Origin of the sequence: [Clostridium] aerotolerans DSM 5434, from assembly GCF_000687555.1 — a bacterium.
In the GTDB taxonomy this organism is placed as follows: Bacteria; Bacillota; Clostridia; order Lachnospirales; family Lachnospiraceae; genus Lacrimispora; species Lacrimispora aerotolerans.
Genome location: NZ_JHWJ01000011.1, coordinates 125,341 through 140,141, shown reverse-complemented (window position 1 = coordinate 140,141; position 14,801 = coordinate 125,341). Strand labels below are relative to the sequence as shown.

At 42.1% G+C, this 14,801-nt stretch carries 14 protein-coding genes and 1 pseudogene; 11 read left to right on the top strand and 4 right to left on the bottom strand.

All coding sequences use genetic code 11. The features are described from left to right. The first annotated feature begins 57 nt into the window (after positions 1-57). Positions 58-669 (top strand): hypothetical protein, encoded by a 612-nt coding sequence (locus tag T546_RS0115245; protein WP_026892364.1) that lies wholly within the window; start codon positions 58-60, stop codon positions 667-669. A 98-nt stretch (positions 670-767) separates the two neighbouring features. Here T546_RS0115245 and T546_RS0115240 read toward each other — a convergent pair whose 3' ends face one another. Next, entirely contained in the window at positions 768-2,111 is a 1,344-nt protein-coding gene (locus tag T546_RS0115240; protein ID WP_026892363.1) for an FAD-binding oxidoreductase, read from the bottom strand. 262 nt (positions 2,112-2,373) lie between these two features. On the opposite strand from T546_RS0115240, the gene T546_RS0115235 reads away from it, so the two are divergent. The 6 genes from T546_RS0115235 (at position 2,374) to T546_RS0115210 (ending at position 5,823) form a co-directional block, all read left to right on the top strand. Then, the gene (locus tag T546_RS0115235; protein ID WP_026892362.1) at positions 2,374-2,655 is read left to right on the top strand and encodes a YciI family protein; all 282 of its coding nucleotides are present in this window, start codon (positions 2,374-2,376) and stop codon (positions 2,653-2,655) included. Between the two features lie 96 nt (positions 2,656-2,751). Continuing rightward, positions 2,752-3,672, top strand: a complete 921-nt coding sequence (locus T546_RS0115230) for a helix-turn-helix domain-containing protein (RefSeq protein ID WP_026892361.1) — start codon at positions 2,752-2,754, stop codon at positions 3,670-3,672. Between the two features lie 15 nt (positions 3,673-3,687). Further along, positions 3,688-4,242, top strand: a complete 555-nt coding sequence (locus tag T546_RS0115225) for a GNAT family N-acetyltransferase (protein WP_026892360.1) — start codon at positions 3,688-3,690, stop codon at positions 4,240-4,242. A 112-nt stretch (positions 4,243-4,354) separates the two neighbouring features. Then, positions 4,355-4,810 carry a MarR family winged helix-turn-helix transcriptional regulator gene (locus T546_RS0115220; protein ID WP_026892359.1) on the top strand — a complete coding sequence of 152 codons (456 nt, stop codon included), beginning with the start codon at positions 4,355-4,357 and terminating at the stop codon, positions 4,808-4,810. After that, entirely contained in the window at positions 4,788-5,066 is a 279-nt protein-coding gene (locus T546_RS26460) for a transporter suffix domain-containing protein (RefSeq protein WP_034599499.1), read from the top strand. Before T546_RS0115220 ends, T546_RS26460 begins: the two co-directional genes overlap by 23 nt. Position 5,067: 1 nt before the next feature. Further along, the gene (locus tag T546_RS0115210) at positions 5,068-5,823 is read left to right on the top strand and encodes an EFR1 family ferrodoxin (RefSeq protein WP_026892358.1); all 756 of its coding nucleotides are present in this window, start codon (positions 5,068-5,070) and stop codon (positions 5,821-5,823) included. Positions 5,824-5,856: 33 nt separating this feature from the next. Here the strand turns inward: T546_RS0115210 and T546_RS0115205 are convergent, their stop codons facing one another. Then, positions 5,857-6,522 (bottom strand): CatA-like O-acetyltransferase, encoded by a 666-nt coding sequence (locus T546_RS0115205; protein ID WP_026892357.1) that lies wholly within the window; start codon positions 6,520-6,522, stop codon positions 5,857-5,859. Positions 6,523-7,335: 813 nt separating this feature from the next. Here T546_RS0115205 and T546_RS23700 point away from each other — a divergent pair. The 4 genes from T546_RS23700 (at position 7,336) to allE (ending at position 12,760) form a co-directional block, all read left to right on the top strand. Then, entirely contained in the window at positions 7,336-8,817 is a 1,482-nt protein-coding gene (locus T546_RS23700) for a glycoside hydrolase family 43 protein (protein WP_051629880.1), read from the top strand. A 132-nt stretch (positions 8,818-8,949) separates the two neighbouring features. Continuing rightward, a complete protein-coding gene (locus T546_RS23695; protein WP_242842244.1) occupies positions 8,950-10,533 on the top strand; it encodes a glycoside hydrolase family 43 protein in 1,584 nt (527 codons plus the stop codon). Positions 10,534-10,559: 26 nt separating this feature from the next. Further along, the gene (locus tag T546_RS0115190) at positions 10,560-11,828 is read left to right on the top strand and encodes a glycoside hydrolase family 30 beta sandwich domain-containing protein (RefSeq protein WP_084326449.1); all 1,269 of its coding nucleotides are present in this window, start codon (positions 10,560-10,562) and stop codon (positions 11,826-11,828) included. 140 nt (positions 11,829-11,968) lie between these two features. Beyond that, positions 11,969-12,760, top strand: a complete 792-nt coding sequence (gene allE, locus T546_RS0115185; RefSeq protein WP_026892355.1) for a (S)-ureidoglycine aminohydrolase — start codon at positions 11,969-11,971, stop codon at positions 12,758-12,760. A 1-nt stretch (position 12,761) separates the two neighbouring features. On the opposite strand, the gene T546_RS0115180 is transcribed toward allE, so the two are convergent. Next, a complete protein-coding gene (locus T546_RS0115180) occupies positions 12,762-14,045 on the bottom strand; it encodes a sensor histidine kinase (RefSeq protein WP_166429826.1) in 1,284 nt (427 codons plus the stop codon). Positions 14,046-14,049: 4 nt separating this feature from the next. Continuing rightward, positions 14,050-14,756, bottom strand: a pseudogene (locus tag T546_RS26455) (response regulator transcription factor). Positions 14,757-14,801 lie beyond the last annotated feature (45 nt).

Below are 14,801 nucleotides of genomic sequence, written 5' to 3'. Positions count from 1 at the left end.
GTCTCTTATATTCATCGCTTGAATTTTATGTATTGCTGTAAAGAAAAGAGGAGAACTATGAAGAAAGAATTATCCTATTTTAGAATAGAAAATGCCTTTGGCGGTAACCAGGATTGGTTTCGTGATCCCATGATGCATCTTGGAGGCTGCGGAGCTGCGGCCGCTTGTGATGTCTGTATTAACGAAGCCCTTCATGGAAGCAAGAACCACTTATACCCCTATGATGTTCATAAGCTTGAAAAAGAAGACTATATCAGATTTGCCATGAAGATGAAGCCTTATCTAAGGCCACGGATGCATGGAATTGATACTCTGGAAATATTTATCGACGGCTTTCAAAAATACTTAAAAAATGCAGGAGAAGAGGAGATGAAGCTTTCCGGCTGTCATGGAGATACTTCTGTGGAACAGGCAGTTATGGAAGCGAAACATCAAATCGACCAGGGAATGCCAATCCCTTATTTGCTGCTTCGCCATAACAACGTGAATTTTAAGGATCTGGTATGGCACTGGTTCATGCTTGTAGGTTATGAAGAACTGGAAGATGAGTTTTATGTAAAAATTGCAACCTATGGGGGATATCGCTGGCTTAATTTTAAGGAGCTTTGGGACACAGGCTTTCGGAAAAAAGGCGGAATGATACTGGTACAAGTTCCTGATAAGCTATAGTAGGAAAACAGTTTAAAGCAATAATTTGATAGAACGGGCAGGTAATCCAATCAATCGGTTACCCGTCCGTTTTCGTTAAAACAATTCTTCTTTTTACTCTATAAACAGGCTGGAGGTATGCTTTGGGGATATCGAAAGATATTCTCCGGATCGTATATTGCCTTTACACGGGTCAGTCTTTGATAATTGCTGCCATAATAGGCCTTAGGCCAATTACAGATGGAAAGATCAGGTGTATTTACATAAACTCCTCTGGTAAATGGCTGCATGGCTTTACGAAAGCTTTCTACCCAGCGGATCCCAGGCCCGGCTCCTTCCGGCGTATCCCAGGTAGAAAAATAGGAGATATTCGAAAGGGCTTTCCGGTAATAATAAGCAGTGGCCTGGTTTGGAACATCGGCTACAGCACCACCCAGTCCATGGAAAAATACGGAAACCGATGAGGTGGGCGGTTCACTGATAAAGCGTTCTATGATATTAAGTGCTGCATCTGGAAGCAATTGATAAACAAAAGGTCCCACACTTTTAAATGGCTCCGGGGAGCCCGGCTGAGTGGCTGCGATTCTCGCTGCTGCCTCCAGCCACGGAATTTCTTCGATAAAAATATCCTGGGGAACTGCTGAGTTTAGGAGTGGCTGGAGCAAGGTCCTAAGCTCTGTTTCAGTGCCTAGAAATACTCCCTGCATCATAAGCAGAGTGCTGTCCCCGGCTGCTATGGTGAGTAAGGGAGTGAGCCGTCTTTCCGCTTCTGGAAGTGTGTATGTCTGCCAGCTTTTCAGCACTGGTTTTAAATCGCTGATGGGCCAGCTTATTTCAGCATAAGCGACTGTTTCTAAGGGGCGGGTACGGAATCGGAAAGAAGTGCAGATTCCAAAGTTACCGCCTCCTCCCCCGCGCAGTGCCCAGAATAAATCCGCATTTTCATCTCTGCTTGCATGGAGTACGCGGCCGTCTGCATTTACCATTTCTGCTTCCAGTAAATTATCAATGGCCAGGCCCCAGGGACGGGATAAGCTGCTTTGGCCTCCGCCAAGGGTAAAGCCTGCTATGCCTGTGGTGGGACAAAGTCCAGGGGGAACCACCAGGCCCTGCTCTCCAAGGAGCTGAGCCATCTGATAATCCCGAAGGCCGGTTTGGATGGTAGCCGTTTGCCTTGACCGGTCAATTTCTGCCCTCTTCATCTCGCTGACATCAATAACAATTCCAGCATTGCGAACGGATAATCCCTCGTAATTATGACGTCCTGAGCGCACCCGAATGGGAATGTCTCTGCAGCGTGCCCATTTGATGGCATTGATAACATCTCTCGTCTCCTGTGCAAAAACAATTACGAGTGGATATCTATCGAAAAAGGTATTAAATACCTGGCGTGCCGTGTTGTACTGAGGATCTTCCGGTAAAACGATTCGTCCCGTAAGATTGGGACTTTTTTCAAGATACATAGGAGCATCTCCTCACATTAAAAGTATAGTACAGCATACCAACATCGGATTAAAATTGTTACATTATAAATGCTGTATTATTCTTTATTATATGAATGAAGAACAAGGGTTGTCATCTCAGAATATGGTCTGAATTTCTCATTCCATAGAAAAAGTTGTGTCAAAGATAATGTAACATGTGGTATGATTGAAAAAATATTTGCTATTAAGTTCTGAGAAAACCATTGGTAAAAATAATTATGGCGGAAAAGGAGTTTACATTATGGTGTATGTTTACTTAATGAAGAATCAAAAGCCTCTTAATGAGGAGGTCGTAAAAGGGCATGTAGAGCATTTGAAGGAATTAAAGAGACAGGGAAAGCTTGTCCTTTGCGGACCATTTACCGATTATCCGGGAGGCATGGTGGTATTTACTGCAGAAGACATGGAGGAAGCGACTAAGATTGCTGAATCGGATCCATTTATGGCACTGGGCTATAAGACCTGTGAGGTCAGGACCTTGGAACTGGCCAATGAAGAAAATAATTATCTCTTAGGGGAATAGAGGGAAATGATACTCTTGCTTGTGCAGAAGTTGTACAAAGAAAGGAAAGCAATTTTTAAGGGCCTGTGACATAATCAGCTGGGAGGGGGGGAACCAATGGAAGTACTCAATCAGACTCAAAAAGTCATTGATCTGTTGGAAGAAGATATCAAAAATGTGGATTACGGTAAAATAGCAAAGCTCACAGGAATTCCCATTGGGCTTTATCAGCGGATTTTTGCGTATATCTGCAATATTTCACTCTCGTCATATGTACGCAGGCGGAGATTAACGTTATCAGCGGAGATGCTTTTAAGAAAAGAAAAAAACATAACCCAGGTGGCAATGGAGTGGGGGTATGAAAACAGTTCTGCCTTTACAAGGGCATTTAAAGAGCATTTTACAGTACCGCCTGCCAGCATTACACGGGAGATTTATTTAGAGCATGCTACATTTCCTCTCTCCATGACCAATCGTGATACATATTACGTTCTGGAGGGAAAAAGAGTGATGGCGGATATGAAAAGACTGGAATATGAAGAGACCGAAGATGTGCTCCTCATTGGAATCAGCAGCAGGGATTATAAGGTGACTACAAAAGAGCTGTGGGGGATTTTCTGGGAGCAGGGCTTTGATAAGGTCCTTTATGAGTTAAGGGAAAGCTATGTTGGCATGGATGACTGTATTGGGCTTGGGTATATGACTGATTTTGCAGACGATACCGGGCTTGGGGAGACGTATATCGTTGGGAAGTATTTTAAAGTGGGGACTCCCATTCCCAAGGGTATGACGGGAAAAATCATAAAGGGCGGGACCATTGCAAAAGCACAGATTGCTGCAAAGAGTCTGGATGAAATCATTAACAACGCATATATCCTCATTTCCAGTATGGTACAGAAAAATGGATACAGCCTTCTCTATGACGATTTCTACTGGTTGGAGTTTTATACGGTCAGCCGGTTTTGTGAGCCGTTAGAACAAGGGGCAGAGGAGTTGATCCTTGATTTTCATATGCCTTGTATGAAACAAAAGATTTGACAGGGAGAGGTAAACATGGGAAATCCATATGAGAAGTTTCCCCACATTGTCACAGATAGGGTGATACTTCGAAAAATTGAAGAATCTGATTTAGATAGTTTGTTTGAAATTTATAACAATGAAAATGTATTTACTTATATTCCCGGAGATGTAAAAAAGAATAAAGCAACGGTTCTGAATATGATCGGCCATTTTGAACGGGACTTTGGGAAGAAAAAAGAGATATTTTTAGGAATCTGCCTTCCGGAAGCACCTGAAAAGATTGTTGGAGTGGCAGAAATGTTTGATTATGATGAGAAGGTCAATATGATTACCGTGGGGTACCGTTTGAATGAAGCTTACTGGGGCAAAGGTATTGCCTCCCAGGCAGTGAATGGTATGGCGGATTATTTATTCCAGACCATAGGAATCAACCGGATACAGGCCTTTGTAATGCCAGCCAATGAAAAATCAAAGCGGGTCTTGTTAAAAAGCGAGTTCAGGGAAGAAGGAGTTTTAAGACAAGCGCAATATTGGAAGGGCATTGGCGTTGTTGATCTTATCGTGTATTCCAGGCTGAGTACAGATTAGAAAAGAGATTATGGAAAAACGTGCTATTGACAGCACGTCTTTCTTATGATAATTTAGTTAAATAAATTTAATTAAAATGCTTTAATTATAAAACTTGTGATAGGAGAAGAGCATGCAAGAAAAACTATCTGCTTTAGTAAATATGTTATGGCAGGATTGTATCCGGAATTTAAATACAGTAATGAAGGAAGATGAAATCAATAAGTTTTCCAATAACGACTATTATTATTTAATGGTGATTCATTCCCTGCAAAAGCCCAACCTTACCCAGATTGCAGAAGCCTTGTCATTAACAAAGCCTGCAGTATCTGTCATCATCAGAAAGCTTCTGAATCTGGATTTAATTAAGAAAATGCAGTCGGAAGAAGATAAGAGAGTCTTTTATGTTGAGCTTTCAAAGAAAGGAAAAAGCATTTTACAGGGAGATCAGGCTGTTTATCAATGGGTATCAGATACCATAGAAGAGATTGCAGAAGATGAAAAGGAACTGGAGGTTATGGACCGCATGTTATCAAAGTTAGTGGAAAAGCTGGAGGAGAGAGCTGTTGAGTCTAAGGAAAATAAGTAAGAAAAAGAGAGATATAATCGCTATCAGTTTGATTATCATGTCCTTTGTTCTATATTTCATCATGCCATTTAATCTCTGCCTTCCATGTCCGCCTGCTTCAAAAGCAGCGATCACTGGGACCATGATGGTGGTCAGTGAAGTTTTTTTCTGGATAGGCGGCTTGATGATAGGCCGGGAGGTAGCTTTGAAAATCAAAAAGTCTTTTCATATTATGAGTCTAATCACATGCATAAAGGGTGGCAGGAAGGAGAATTAGGATGATATTTTATTTTAGTGGGACTGGTAATTCTAAACATATAGCGGAGAAAGTGTCAAAAGAAACAGGGGACAGCTTGGTTTTTATGAGTAAGTCCAGGCTAAAGGAAGACATAACCTATGAAATTGGCGAGCAGGAGTCCATTGGATTTGTATTTCCTGTTTATTGGTACACGCTTCCTACGATGGTGGAACGCTTTATAAAACACCTTCGTCTATCTGGTTATAGAGGGCAATATGTGTATGCCATCGCCTCCTATGGCTTCTCCGCAGGAGGTATCATGGACCGGCTTAAAAATATGTTGGAAGAAAAACAGTTGAAGCTGGATGCCGCGTTTGGCGTCAAGATGGTAGATAATTACGTAGTTGGATATGACATCGTAAGCAAAGAAAAGCAAAGAGATCTTTTAAAGAATGCCGAAGCTGAGATTGAAAACGTCTTATCTTTGATTGTAAAGAAAGAACGTATCAAGAAGATAAATAAAGGAAGTCTGGCGTTTGTATCTCCACTTACGGGATACGCTTATCGAAGGACTGATCACACGAAAAAATTCTTCGTGACTGAGTCATGCAATGGATGCAGACAGTGCGAACGGAACTGTCCCTGCAATACCATTGAGATGGTAGATGGAAAGCCTGAATGGAAAGAAGACTGCACCTTTTGCCTTAGCTGCCTGCACGGATGCAGGCAGAAGGCTGTTCAGTACGGAAGATTTACAGAGAAAAGGGAGAGATATCAGTACAGACAGCAGGCTTAAGATGGCAAAAGGATTAATCATTCATTAAACCAATCAATCCAACCATTTTAGAGGCTCATTCATCAAAGCCTGCAACTCATCTAAAAAGCATTTTACATGCCAGCCGTCTGTTGTGGCATGATGTACCGATATGGAAATCGGCATAGTAATTTTGTCCCCATTGGCGGTAAATTTACCTCCTTCAATGGTTGGGAAATAATATGGCTTGTTTTCATAGCTGTGAAGGGAAAAATGTTGAAAATCAATCCACGGCAGACAAGACACGGAATAGCAGTTCGCTGGAAGAGATGAAACTGGCTGAGCCAGTACTCCACGATGATCGCCGTACTCTTTTTCATTGTCCAGGTATCCGGCATAAAAATCTTTAAATAATTTGGAATAAGGTGTCCATATCTGAGAAATGGTTTTATTATCATCATGAAAGGTTGGGTACAGTGGAGTAAGAGTATCCCAGTAGCCAAGTACCTCATCCTTAATCGCAATCTTAAATTCCATGTGCTGATTTAATATTGTGGTGACTGCCCATACAAAAGCAGGAAAGAATTTTAGCTGACGCTCTTCCAATGCTTTTTTCATAATCGTGATATCTAAAGTAGCTGTCAGTGAAAACCCGGTAGGCGCCATCTGGGTAAAATAATAAAACATCTGGCCTCTTGACCAGGATTGTAAATCCACAGGGGTAAATTTGTTGTTTTCCATTGTTTTTAATCTCCTTATCAGCATTCCGTGGAAAGGAATGACTTCGTTCCAATTATAATGCCCTAAAAATCAGCTGACAATAAACGCTTCGTAGAGTCCGATATTCATAGCTGCCTGATTCTTATATAAGTCTGTAAACACAAGACAAAAATAGATATGATATAATGAATAAAAATAATTATGTTTTAGGGGGCAGCAGCATGGTCCCGAAGGGAATCTGCAATACCATTTTATTATGAATATGAGAATGAATCAAAAAACACGCCTTGAAGCCAAGGCGTGTTTTTGTGTGCTCAATTCTACCAAAGCTAGATATTACCTAAGGATTTGAAGCCCATAATCCTATCTCGTTTTAATATTTACTGTATTTGCAAACTCATTCAATACAAAGAAGATTTTTTCAAAATTGTAAACTTAAATGACTTTCCCTTCAAGATTCTAAACTTTGTCAGGATTACTTCTATATTAAAGAATCTTGTAATATAAATGGAAACGCCTATGATTAATACTAGAGTCTGAAATAGCATTTAAGAGTGATTCTACGGCTTTTAAAATAGATTTAAATTATTTTATTTTCCCGTTTACAAATCTCTCTTAATTATCTTTATATAGTATAGACTTGCAAATCTAAAAAGTAAAAGGTAACCGAAGCTAAAACAATGGCATATAAAAGTATAGGTTCTCTTTCAAGCCGGCAGGGAGAACCATAATGCCGCCTATCACCAAGAGAAGCGTAAAAAAACAACACGTTTCCGGTGAACAAAATTATGAAAAAAATCAAATGGAGAAGAAAAAACAGGAGGTAATTATTTTATGGGTAATGAAAAAGCTATGCTTGCTGCAAAATCAACAATTGCAAAATCAGTGGGGAATTCTAACCCACTCATTGACCATCATTTGGGAGCCGATCCCTATGCACTGACTTACAACGGCAGGGTTTACATCTACATGTCCAGCGACAATTATGAGTACAACAGCAATGGTACGATTAAGGACAATAGCTTTGCGAATTTAAAGAGTATTTTTGTCATATCTTCTGAGGACATGGTAAACTGGACCGATCACGGAGCAATTCCGGTAGCTGGGGCAAACGGCCTAAATGGGGGACAAGGTATAGCGAAATGGGCAGGTAATTCCTGGGCACCTGCGGCAGCAGTAAAAAATATCAACGGTAAGGATAAGTTCTTCCTTTACTTTGCAAACGGAGGCGCTGGAATCGGTGTACTCACGGCAGACAGCCCCATCGGGCCATGGAGCGATCCTTTAGGAAGAGCTCTGGTAACAACCAACACACCTGGTATGCCTGGAGTTGTATGGCTGTTCGACCCTGCGGTATTCGTCGACAACGATGGAACCGGATACTTATACTGCGGCGGCGGAATTCCTGGAGATCCAAGGCCAACACAGGCACAGCAGGCAAATCCCAAAACGGCCAGAGTGCTTCGTTTAGGCGGTGATATGATCAGCGTTGTGGGAAGTGCCTCTACCATTGATGCACCCTTTATGTTTGAAGATTCGGGAATGCATAAGTACAACGGGGTTTACTACTACTCCTACTGTATCAACTTCTCCGGCACTCACCCGTCAGACAAGCCTGCAGGTGAAATCGGATATATGACAAGCAAAAACCCAATGGGACCATTTACCTACAAAGGCCATTTCCTGAAAAATCCGGGCGTATTCTTCCGGTCAGGAGGCAATAACCACCACTGCGTATTCCTGTTTAAGAACCAGTGGTATGTGGTTTACCATGCACAGACCGTGAGCCAGGCTTTATACGGCTCTGGAAAAGGATACCGTTCCCCTCACATCAACAAGCTGATTCATAACAGCGATGGAAGCATTCGTGAGGTAGCAGCCGATTATGCTGGCGTGGCACAGCTTTCCAACTTAAACCCATATCAGAGGGTGGAAGCAGAGACCATTGGCTGGAACGGCGGAATCTTAACCGAACGGTGCTATGCATCCGGCGGTCCTTCCTACAACCAGAACGTAACAGGAATTAATAACGGGGACTGGATTGGATTAGGAAATGTTGATTTTGGTTCCCAGGGAGCAAAAAGCTTTAAGGCCAATGTGGCTTCCACTTCAGGCGGCAAGATTGAAGTACGCCTTGACAGCACAGGCGGCACCCTTGTCGGAACCCTTACGGTGCCGAACACAGGCGGTACACAGAACTGGAGAGAGGTAGAAACCTCCATAAGCGGTGCCACTGGTGTGCATAAATTATTCTTTGTATTTACGGGAAATGGAAGCGGAGACTTATTTAAGTTCGACTACTGGAAATTCTCGTAAAGCAGTGTGAAATAGAATTGAGTTTTGGTTACAGCGTGCGGCTGAAATAATGAAAATAGAGTATAAAATCAGCCGCCGTCTGTAGCCGTCCAAAAAGACAAGAAGGTCTTTTTTGTAAAAGGGGGTTTACCTATGAGCAATCAAATAAAGGAAGCAGAAATGAAACCAGCATGGCAGTCAGATAATGGCGACGGTACGTATACCAATCCCATTTTAAATGCAGATTATCCTGACATTGCAGCGGTACGGGTGGGAAATGATTTTTATATGGTCAGTTCTACCTTTGTATCCTTTCCATCTATTCCAATCATGCACTCCAAGGATCTTGTGAACTGGGAAATCATTGGATACGTCACCCAGGATTTAAACGGAACCGGGAAATCCTACAATTTAACAGATAACTTTGAGGACTATGGTCATGGTTGCTGGGCGCCTACCATCGCTTATCGTAACGGTGTATTTTATGTAGGCATCTATCAGGCACAGGGCAGATTTATCCTGTGTACTGCTACCAATCCAGCCGGTCCTTATACGAAAAAAGTCTTTGACCGGGGATTTCATGATCCGGCACTGTTTCTTGATGATGATGGAACGGGCTACATTATTTCAGAAGCAAACGATGTAAGAATCAGCAAGCTGAGCGGTGATTATAAGTCCGTGGTAAGCAGTACGGTCAGTACCCGGATTGAAGGGATCACCGGTAAATATCTGGTAGAAGGGACCCATGTGATCAAGAAGAACGGGTATTATTATATCTTTCGTAATTCCACACCACCCGAAGCCTACACCTACTGCCTGCGTTCCAGAAATATTTATGGACCTTATGAGATGAGAATCCTTTTAGACGGACCAAGAATTTCAGGAGGAAGCCAGATCCATCAGGGCGGCCCTATTGATACCCCTACGGGGGAATGGTGGTTCTACCTGTTCCAGGATTGCAACGGCGTTGGCCGGAGAGATATTTTAATTCCCATGCAGTGGCAGAATGACTGGCCAGTCCTTGGCGTTCCGTCAACCGTAAAAAATGTGACCATAGGAGGAAAGAGTTATCCAATCGGCAGCGTGCCAATTACCTATAAAAAACCAAATGTAGGCGCTTCTTACCCGGTGGTGTCCATTCCCGCCAGCGATGAGTTTCAATCCAATACACTGGGCGTACAGTGGCAGTGGAATCATTACCCGGATAACAGCAAATGGTCCTTAAGCGAACGCTCTGGTTATTTAAGGCTTCGTGCAAAGACGGCTAAGAATTTATGGAGAGCAAGCAACACCCTTACCCAGAGAGTCCAGGGCCCTGACTGTCAGGGAACCATTGAGCTCGACACGGCCAATATGAAGGATGGAGATCAGGCAGGACTTTGTCTCCTTAATATCCCTTACGGTTCCATTGGCGTTGTAAAATCCGGGGGAGTGAAGCGGATCGTAGCCAATATCAATGCAAAAGAAGACGGTCAGGGTACCATTACCAATGGGCCTGTGGTGCAAAGTAATATCATTTATTTGAGGGCAAATGCCAACCTGCTAACAGACAAAGCAACCTTTTCCTACAGTACCAACAACGTGAACTTTACTCAGCTCGGGGGCCAGCTAAATATGCCCTTTGACCTTGGCTTTTTCCAGGGAGATAAGTTTGGTATCTACAATTTCACAACGGCCTCTTCGGGCGGTTATGTAGATGTCAGCTGGTTCCGTTTTGATAGCTCAGGGAAAAAATAAAATTATAAAAAATGGAGGAAATATAAATGGATCAGAAAATTTTAGATGGACAGAATGTAGATAGAATCGGGGAAGAAAATTTAAAAGAAGATATGTTAAGAACAAGCCTTGCAGCAGCGTCAAGTGATGCCTATATTAATTTATCCGCACAGAAACAGCTTATCCGCGGCTTCGGCGGTATGAACCACGTTGCCTGGATCGGGGATTTGACAGCTGCACAGAGAGAGACTGCCTTTGGCAATGGCGATAAGCAGCTTGGATTTTCCGTTTTAAGAATCTTTATTGATGAGAATAAGAACAACTGGAGCAGAGAAGTGGCAACCGCAAAGAAGGCGATTGAGAAAGGTGCCATTGTATTCGCTTCCCCATGGAATCCGCCTAGTAATATGATAGAGACCTTTACCAGAAATGGCGTAGCCAATCAGAAACGGCTTCGTTCCAATATGTACGGCGCCTATGCCCAGCATTTAAATGACTTTGTAACTTATATGAAGAATAACGGAGTTAATCTGTATGCAATTTCTGTTCAGAATGAACCGGATTATGCTCAGGAATGGACCTGGTGGACACCGGCTGAAATGCTTAATTTCATGAAGAATTATGCAGGAAGCATCAACTGTAAGGTCATTGCACCAGAATCATTTTCATATGTAAAAAATATGTCAGACCCTATTTTAAACGATTCCGCAGCACTTGCCAACATGGATATCCTGGGAGCCCATCTCTATGGTACTCCAGTCAGCAATTTCCCTTATTCCCTGTTTAAGCAAAAGGGATCTGGAAAAGAGCTTTGGATGACAGAAGTGTATTATCCAAATAGCAACGCTAATTCAGCCGATTCATGGCCGGAGGCCCTGGAGGTTTCCGTTCATATGCACAATGCCATGGTAGAAGCAGAATTCCAGACCTATGTCTGGTGGTATATCCGCAGAAACTATGGTCCTATGAAGGAAGACGGAACCATTAGTAAACGAGGCTATAACATGGCCCATTTCTCCAAGTTCGTCAGACCAGGCTACGTGAGAGTAGATGCCACTAAGAGCCCAGGCAGCAACCTTTATGTATCTGCTTATAAGGGCGGTGGAAAAGCCGTAATCGTAGCTATCAATAAGAATACCTCTTCTGTCAGCCAGAAGTTCACCATTCAGAACGGGAATGTAGGTTCCATTGCTTCCTGGACGACAGACGGAAGCAAAAATCTTTCTTACGGTTCCGGCTATCAGGTATCCAGCGGTTCCTTTACTGCCCAGCTTCCTGCAAGAAGCGTTACTACCTTTGTGGCTGATTTAAAATAAGAAGAAAAGAAAATAAATAATAAAGATCCGGGTTGGAATAACTGTATTCCAATCCGGATTTTTCTCTTGCAATTTCTCCCTCATATGCTATGATTTCATGTAAATAACGGCGTACGCTGCACAATCTTAGGAGGGATATCATGAGTTACTTAAATGGAAATACAGGATACCGGAAGGATATATTAACCACTCGCTCTGTCATCAAAAAAGGCAATTATGCAATCCTGGAACCAGATGGGCTTGTGAAAAATACCATTCCAGGCTTTGAACAATGTGAGATTACCATCCTTGCTTCCCCACTTCTTGGGGCCTCCTTTGTGGATTATTTAGTAAATGCAGCGCCTGGCGGTGGAAACAGACAGGGATTTGGAGTTTCCGGAGAAGAAATCTTCTTCTATGTATTTGAGGGAACGGTCAAGGTATGGAATGAGAAAGAGGAAGCTGTGGTTACAGACGGCGGCTATATCTACTGCCCGGAGGGAACCAGGCTGCATTTTGAAAATACAGGAGATCGGGATGCCAGATGCTTCCTCTATAAACGGCTGTATCAGAGAATTGAAGGGTATGAGGCCCATACGGTAATCGGAAATATCAATGATGTGGACTGGGTTCATTATGAAGGCATGGATGATGTGCTGGTAAAGGATTTTCTTCCTTCGGCAACCAACTTGGGCTTTGACATGAACTTTCATATTCTTGCATTTAAGCCAGGGGCCTGTCACGGATACATTGAGACTCATGTCCAGGAGCATGGAGCCTACATCTACTCCGGGGAAGGCATGTACGTCCTTGACAACGATTGGATTCCTGTTAAGAAAGGGGATTATCTATTCATGGGCGCCTATTGTCCCCAGGGAGCATATGGAGTTGGACGGGAAGATATGTTTGCTTATATCTACTCTAAGGATTGTAATCGGGATGTAAGACTCTAGCTTATACCGTCTGAAACCATAGTTCCAGCACATAATTTTGATTATTTTGGTTTACCAGGCATTTACCGCCCATTTCCTCCATCATAGTACAGATATTCTGAACGCCAACGCCTGTGCTGTCCATACCTTTTTCTTTGTTTGCGATCTTATTGGAGAACTGCAGCACCAGCCAGCCTTCTTGATGGAGAAGGCTGATGGTGACTGTTTTTTTTTCATCAGCATACTTGATGATGTTTGAGCTTACATTATCCAGTATTCGATTTACATAATCGAACAATAAGGATACACAGACATTTGGCCACTGTATGGTTGTTATCACATTAAATTCTTGTTGTGACAGATAGCCTGACATATCGGATAACATGTCCTCGAAAAAAAATCGTGCCTTTTGAACTGGATTAGGGAGCAGCTTTTCTTCCTCTGATAAAAGAAAACGTTGGAAAAGCTGATCTGACATTCGTTTGATCTGGGTGGCTTTTGTCCAGGCTTTTTCTATATAGCTTACGTATTGTTCCCGATTAGAGTAGGAACCTTTTTGCAGAACATCCAAATATAAAAATAAGGCTGTCAGGGGAGTTCTCAGGTCATGGGAAACGCTTACCACCAAATTGTTATTTGCCTGTGCGGCAGCCTCTTCTTTTTGCATATTTTCCAATAAAGAGATGCGCATTTCATTCAGTCCTTGAGCTAAGGATGCCAGCTCATCATTGCCCTTTATGGTGATGTCATAGTCCAGGCCGCCTGTTTCCAGTATTTGGATTTCTTTTTCCAGTTGAATAATATAATCAATTTTTTTCTGAACAAATTTTACAAAGATGCCAAGAAACAGAAGTATGGAGAGAATTGCTTCGATAACCGTTGTTTTTATATAATACTGATAATCAAAATATCCAGATAAATATACCGTAGCAGATTCTCCGGAGAATGAAATAGTTCTGCTGGCACCAGTGCGGTAGAAGCTTGCCATCTCCTCCTCAGACTGGTCGTTTAGGGAGTCAAATATTATCTTTTCATTCTGACCTATGGCGAGTGCAACATAGCCCATTTTTTGTTTTTGAAGCCAAGACTTTATCTTTTCTGTATCGGTAAGTTTGATGCTTTCCTGTTTTACAAAGCTTTCAAACTTGTTTAAGCATTTTTCATTGGAGCGTGAGATGTAAGAAGAGTTTTGAAAGTACTCATCTAACAGCGTGTTTCCTGCTGAATTTAACATCAGGTAAAATAAAGCAGCAAGAAAGCCTGCAAGAGCCAGTGCCAGGAGAGATTCTGTTTTTAAACGTTTCATACCTCTATTCAAATCTATATCCCTTTCCCCATATGGTTTTGATATGCGTTGGACTATCATGGATCTTCTCGATCTTAACTCTTAATTTACTGATATGAACCATAACAGTTCCATTGGAGGAATGGAAATACGGCTCATTCCAGACACTTTCATATAAATTTTGTGCAGAAAATACTTTTCTTGGATGCTGCATCATTAACAGAAGAATCCTGTATTCCAATTCTGATAATTCTACCTCTTTGTCGTCCACCCAAACTTCATTAAAATCTTTGTTTATACGGATATTGCCAATTTCAAGGAGTTTATGTTCCGGCAGGTCCAGTCCGTTTTTTTCCTTCCCCGATAAATTTGATATCGTCTGATCTGTGCTTTTACCCTGCCAAGAAGCTCAGAGTAAGAAAAGGGCTTTGCCAGATAATCATCGCCACCAGCCATAAGTCCGATGAGCTTATCGGAATCGCTTGATTTTGCAGTCAGAAATATGATGGGCACGAAAGAAAATTTCCTGATTTCTTCGCAAGTCCTGATTCCAGACATTCCAGGCATCATGACATCCAGTATGACAAGGTCAACATATTCATTTAGCAATGAAATACCCGTTTCCCCATTCTCTGCCTCAAAAACTTTATAATGCTCGCTTTCCAATAAAATCCGAATTCCCTCTCGGATATCAGCATCATCTTCAATAATTATAATCGTAGCTTTTTTCATTTCAGCCCTCTTCTTAACTCTTTATTACATGCATTTTACCATATT

Excerpts from the sequence above, each read along its gene's own strand:
- T546_RS0115245 (WP_026892364.1), top strand. The coding sequence starts at position 58 with ATGAAGAAAGAATTATCCTATTTTAGAATAGAAAATGCCTTTGGCGGT.
- T546_RS0115240 (WP_026892363.1), bottom strand. The coding sequence starts at position 2,111 with ATGTATCTTGAAAAAAGTCCCAATCTTACGGGACGAATCGTTTTACCG.
- T546_RS0115235 (WP_026892362.1), top strand. The coding sequence starts at position 2,374 with ATGGTGTATGTTTACTTAATGAAGAATCAAAAGCCTCTTAATGAGGAG.
- T546_RS0115230 (WP_026892361.1), top strand. The coding sequence starts at position 2,752 with ATGGAAGTACTCAATCAGACTCAAAAAGTCATTGATCTGTTGGAAGAA.
- T546_RS0115225 (WP_026892360.1), top strand. The coding sequence starts at position 3,688 with ATGGGAAATCCATATGAGAAGTTTCCCCACATTGTCACAGATAGGGTG.
- T546_RS0115220 (WP_026892359.1), top strand. The coding sequence starts at position 4,355 with ATGCAAGAAAAACTATCTGCTTTAGTAAATATGTTATGGCAGGATTGT.
- T546_RS0115210 (WP_026892358.1), top strand. The coding sequence starts at position 5,068 with ATGATATTTTATTTTAGTGGGACTGGTAATTCTAAACATATAGCGGAG.
- T546_RS0115205 (WP_026892357.1), bottom strand. The coding sequence starts at position 6,522 with ATGGAAAACAACAAATTTACCCCTGTGGATTTACAATCCTGGTCAAGA.
- T546_RS23700 (WP_051629880.1), top strand. The coding sequence starts at position 7,336 with ATGGGTAATGAAAAAGCTATGCTTGCTGCAAAATCAACAATTGCAAAA.
- T546_RS23695 (WP_242842244.1), top strand. The coding sequence starts at position 8,950 with ATGAGCAATCAAATAAAGGAAGCAGAAATGAAACCAGCATGGCAGTCA.
- T546_RS0115190 (WP_084326449.1), top strand. The coding sequence starts at position 10,560 with ATGGATCAGAAAATTTTAGATGGACAGAATGTAGATAGAATCGGGGAA.
- allE (WP_026892355.1), top strand. The coding sequence starts at position 11,969 with ATGAGTTACTTAAATGGAAATACAGGATACCGGAAGGATATATTAACC.
- T546_RS0115180 (WP_166429826.1), bottom strand. The coding sequence starts at position 14,045 with ATGAAACGTTTAAAAACAGAATCTCTCCTGGCACTGGCTCTTGCAGGC.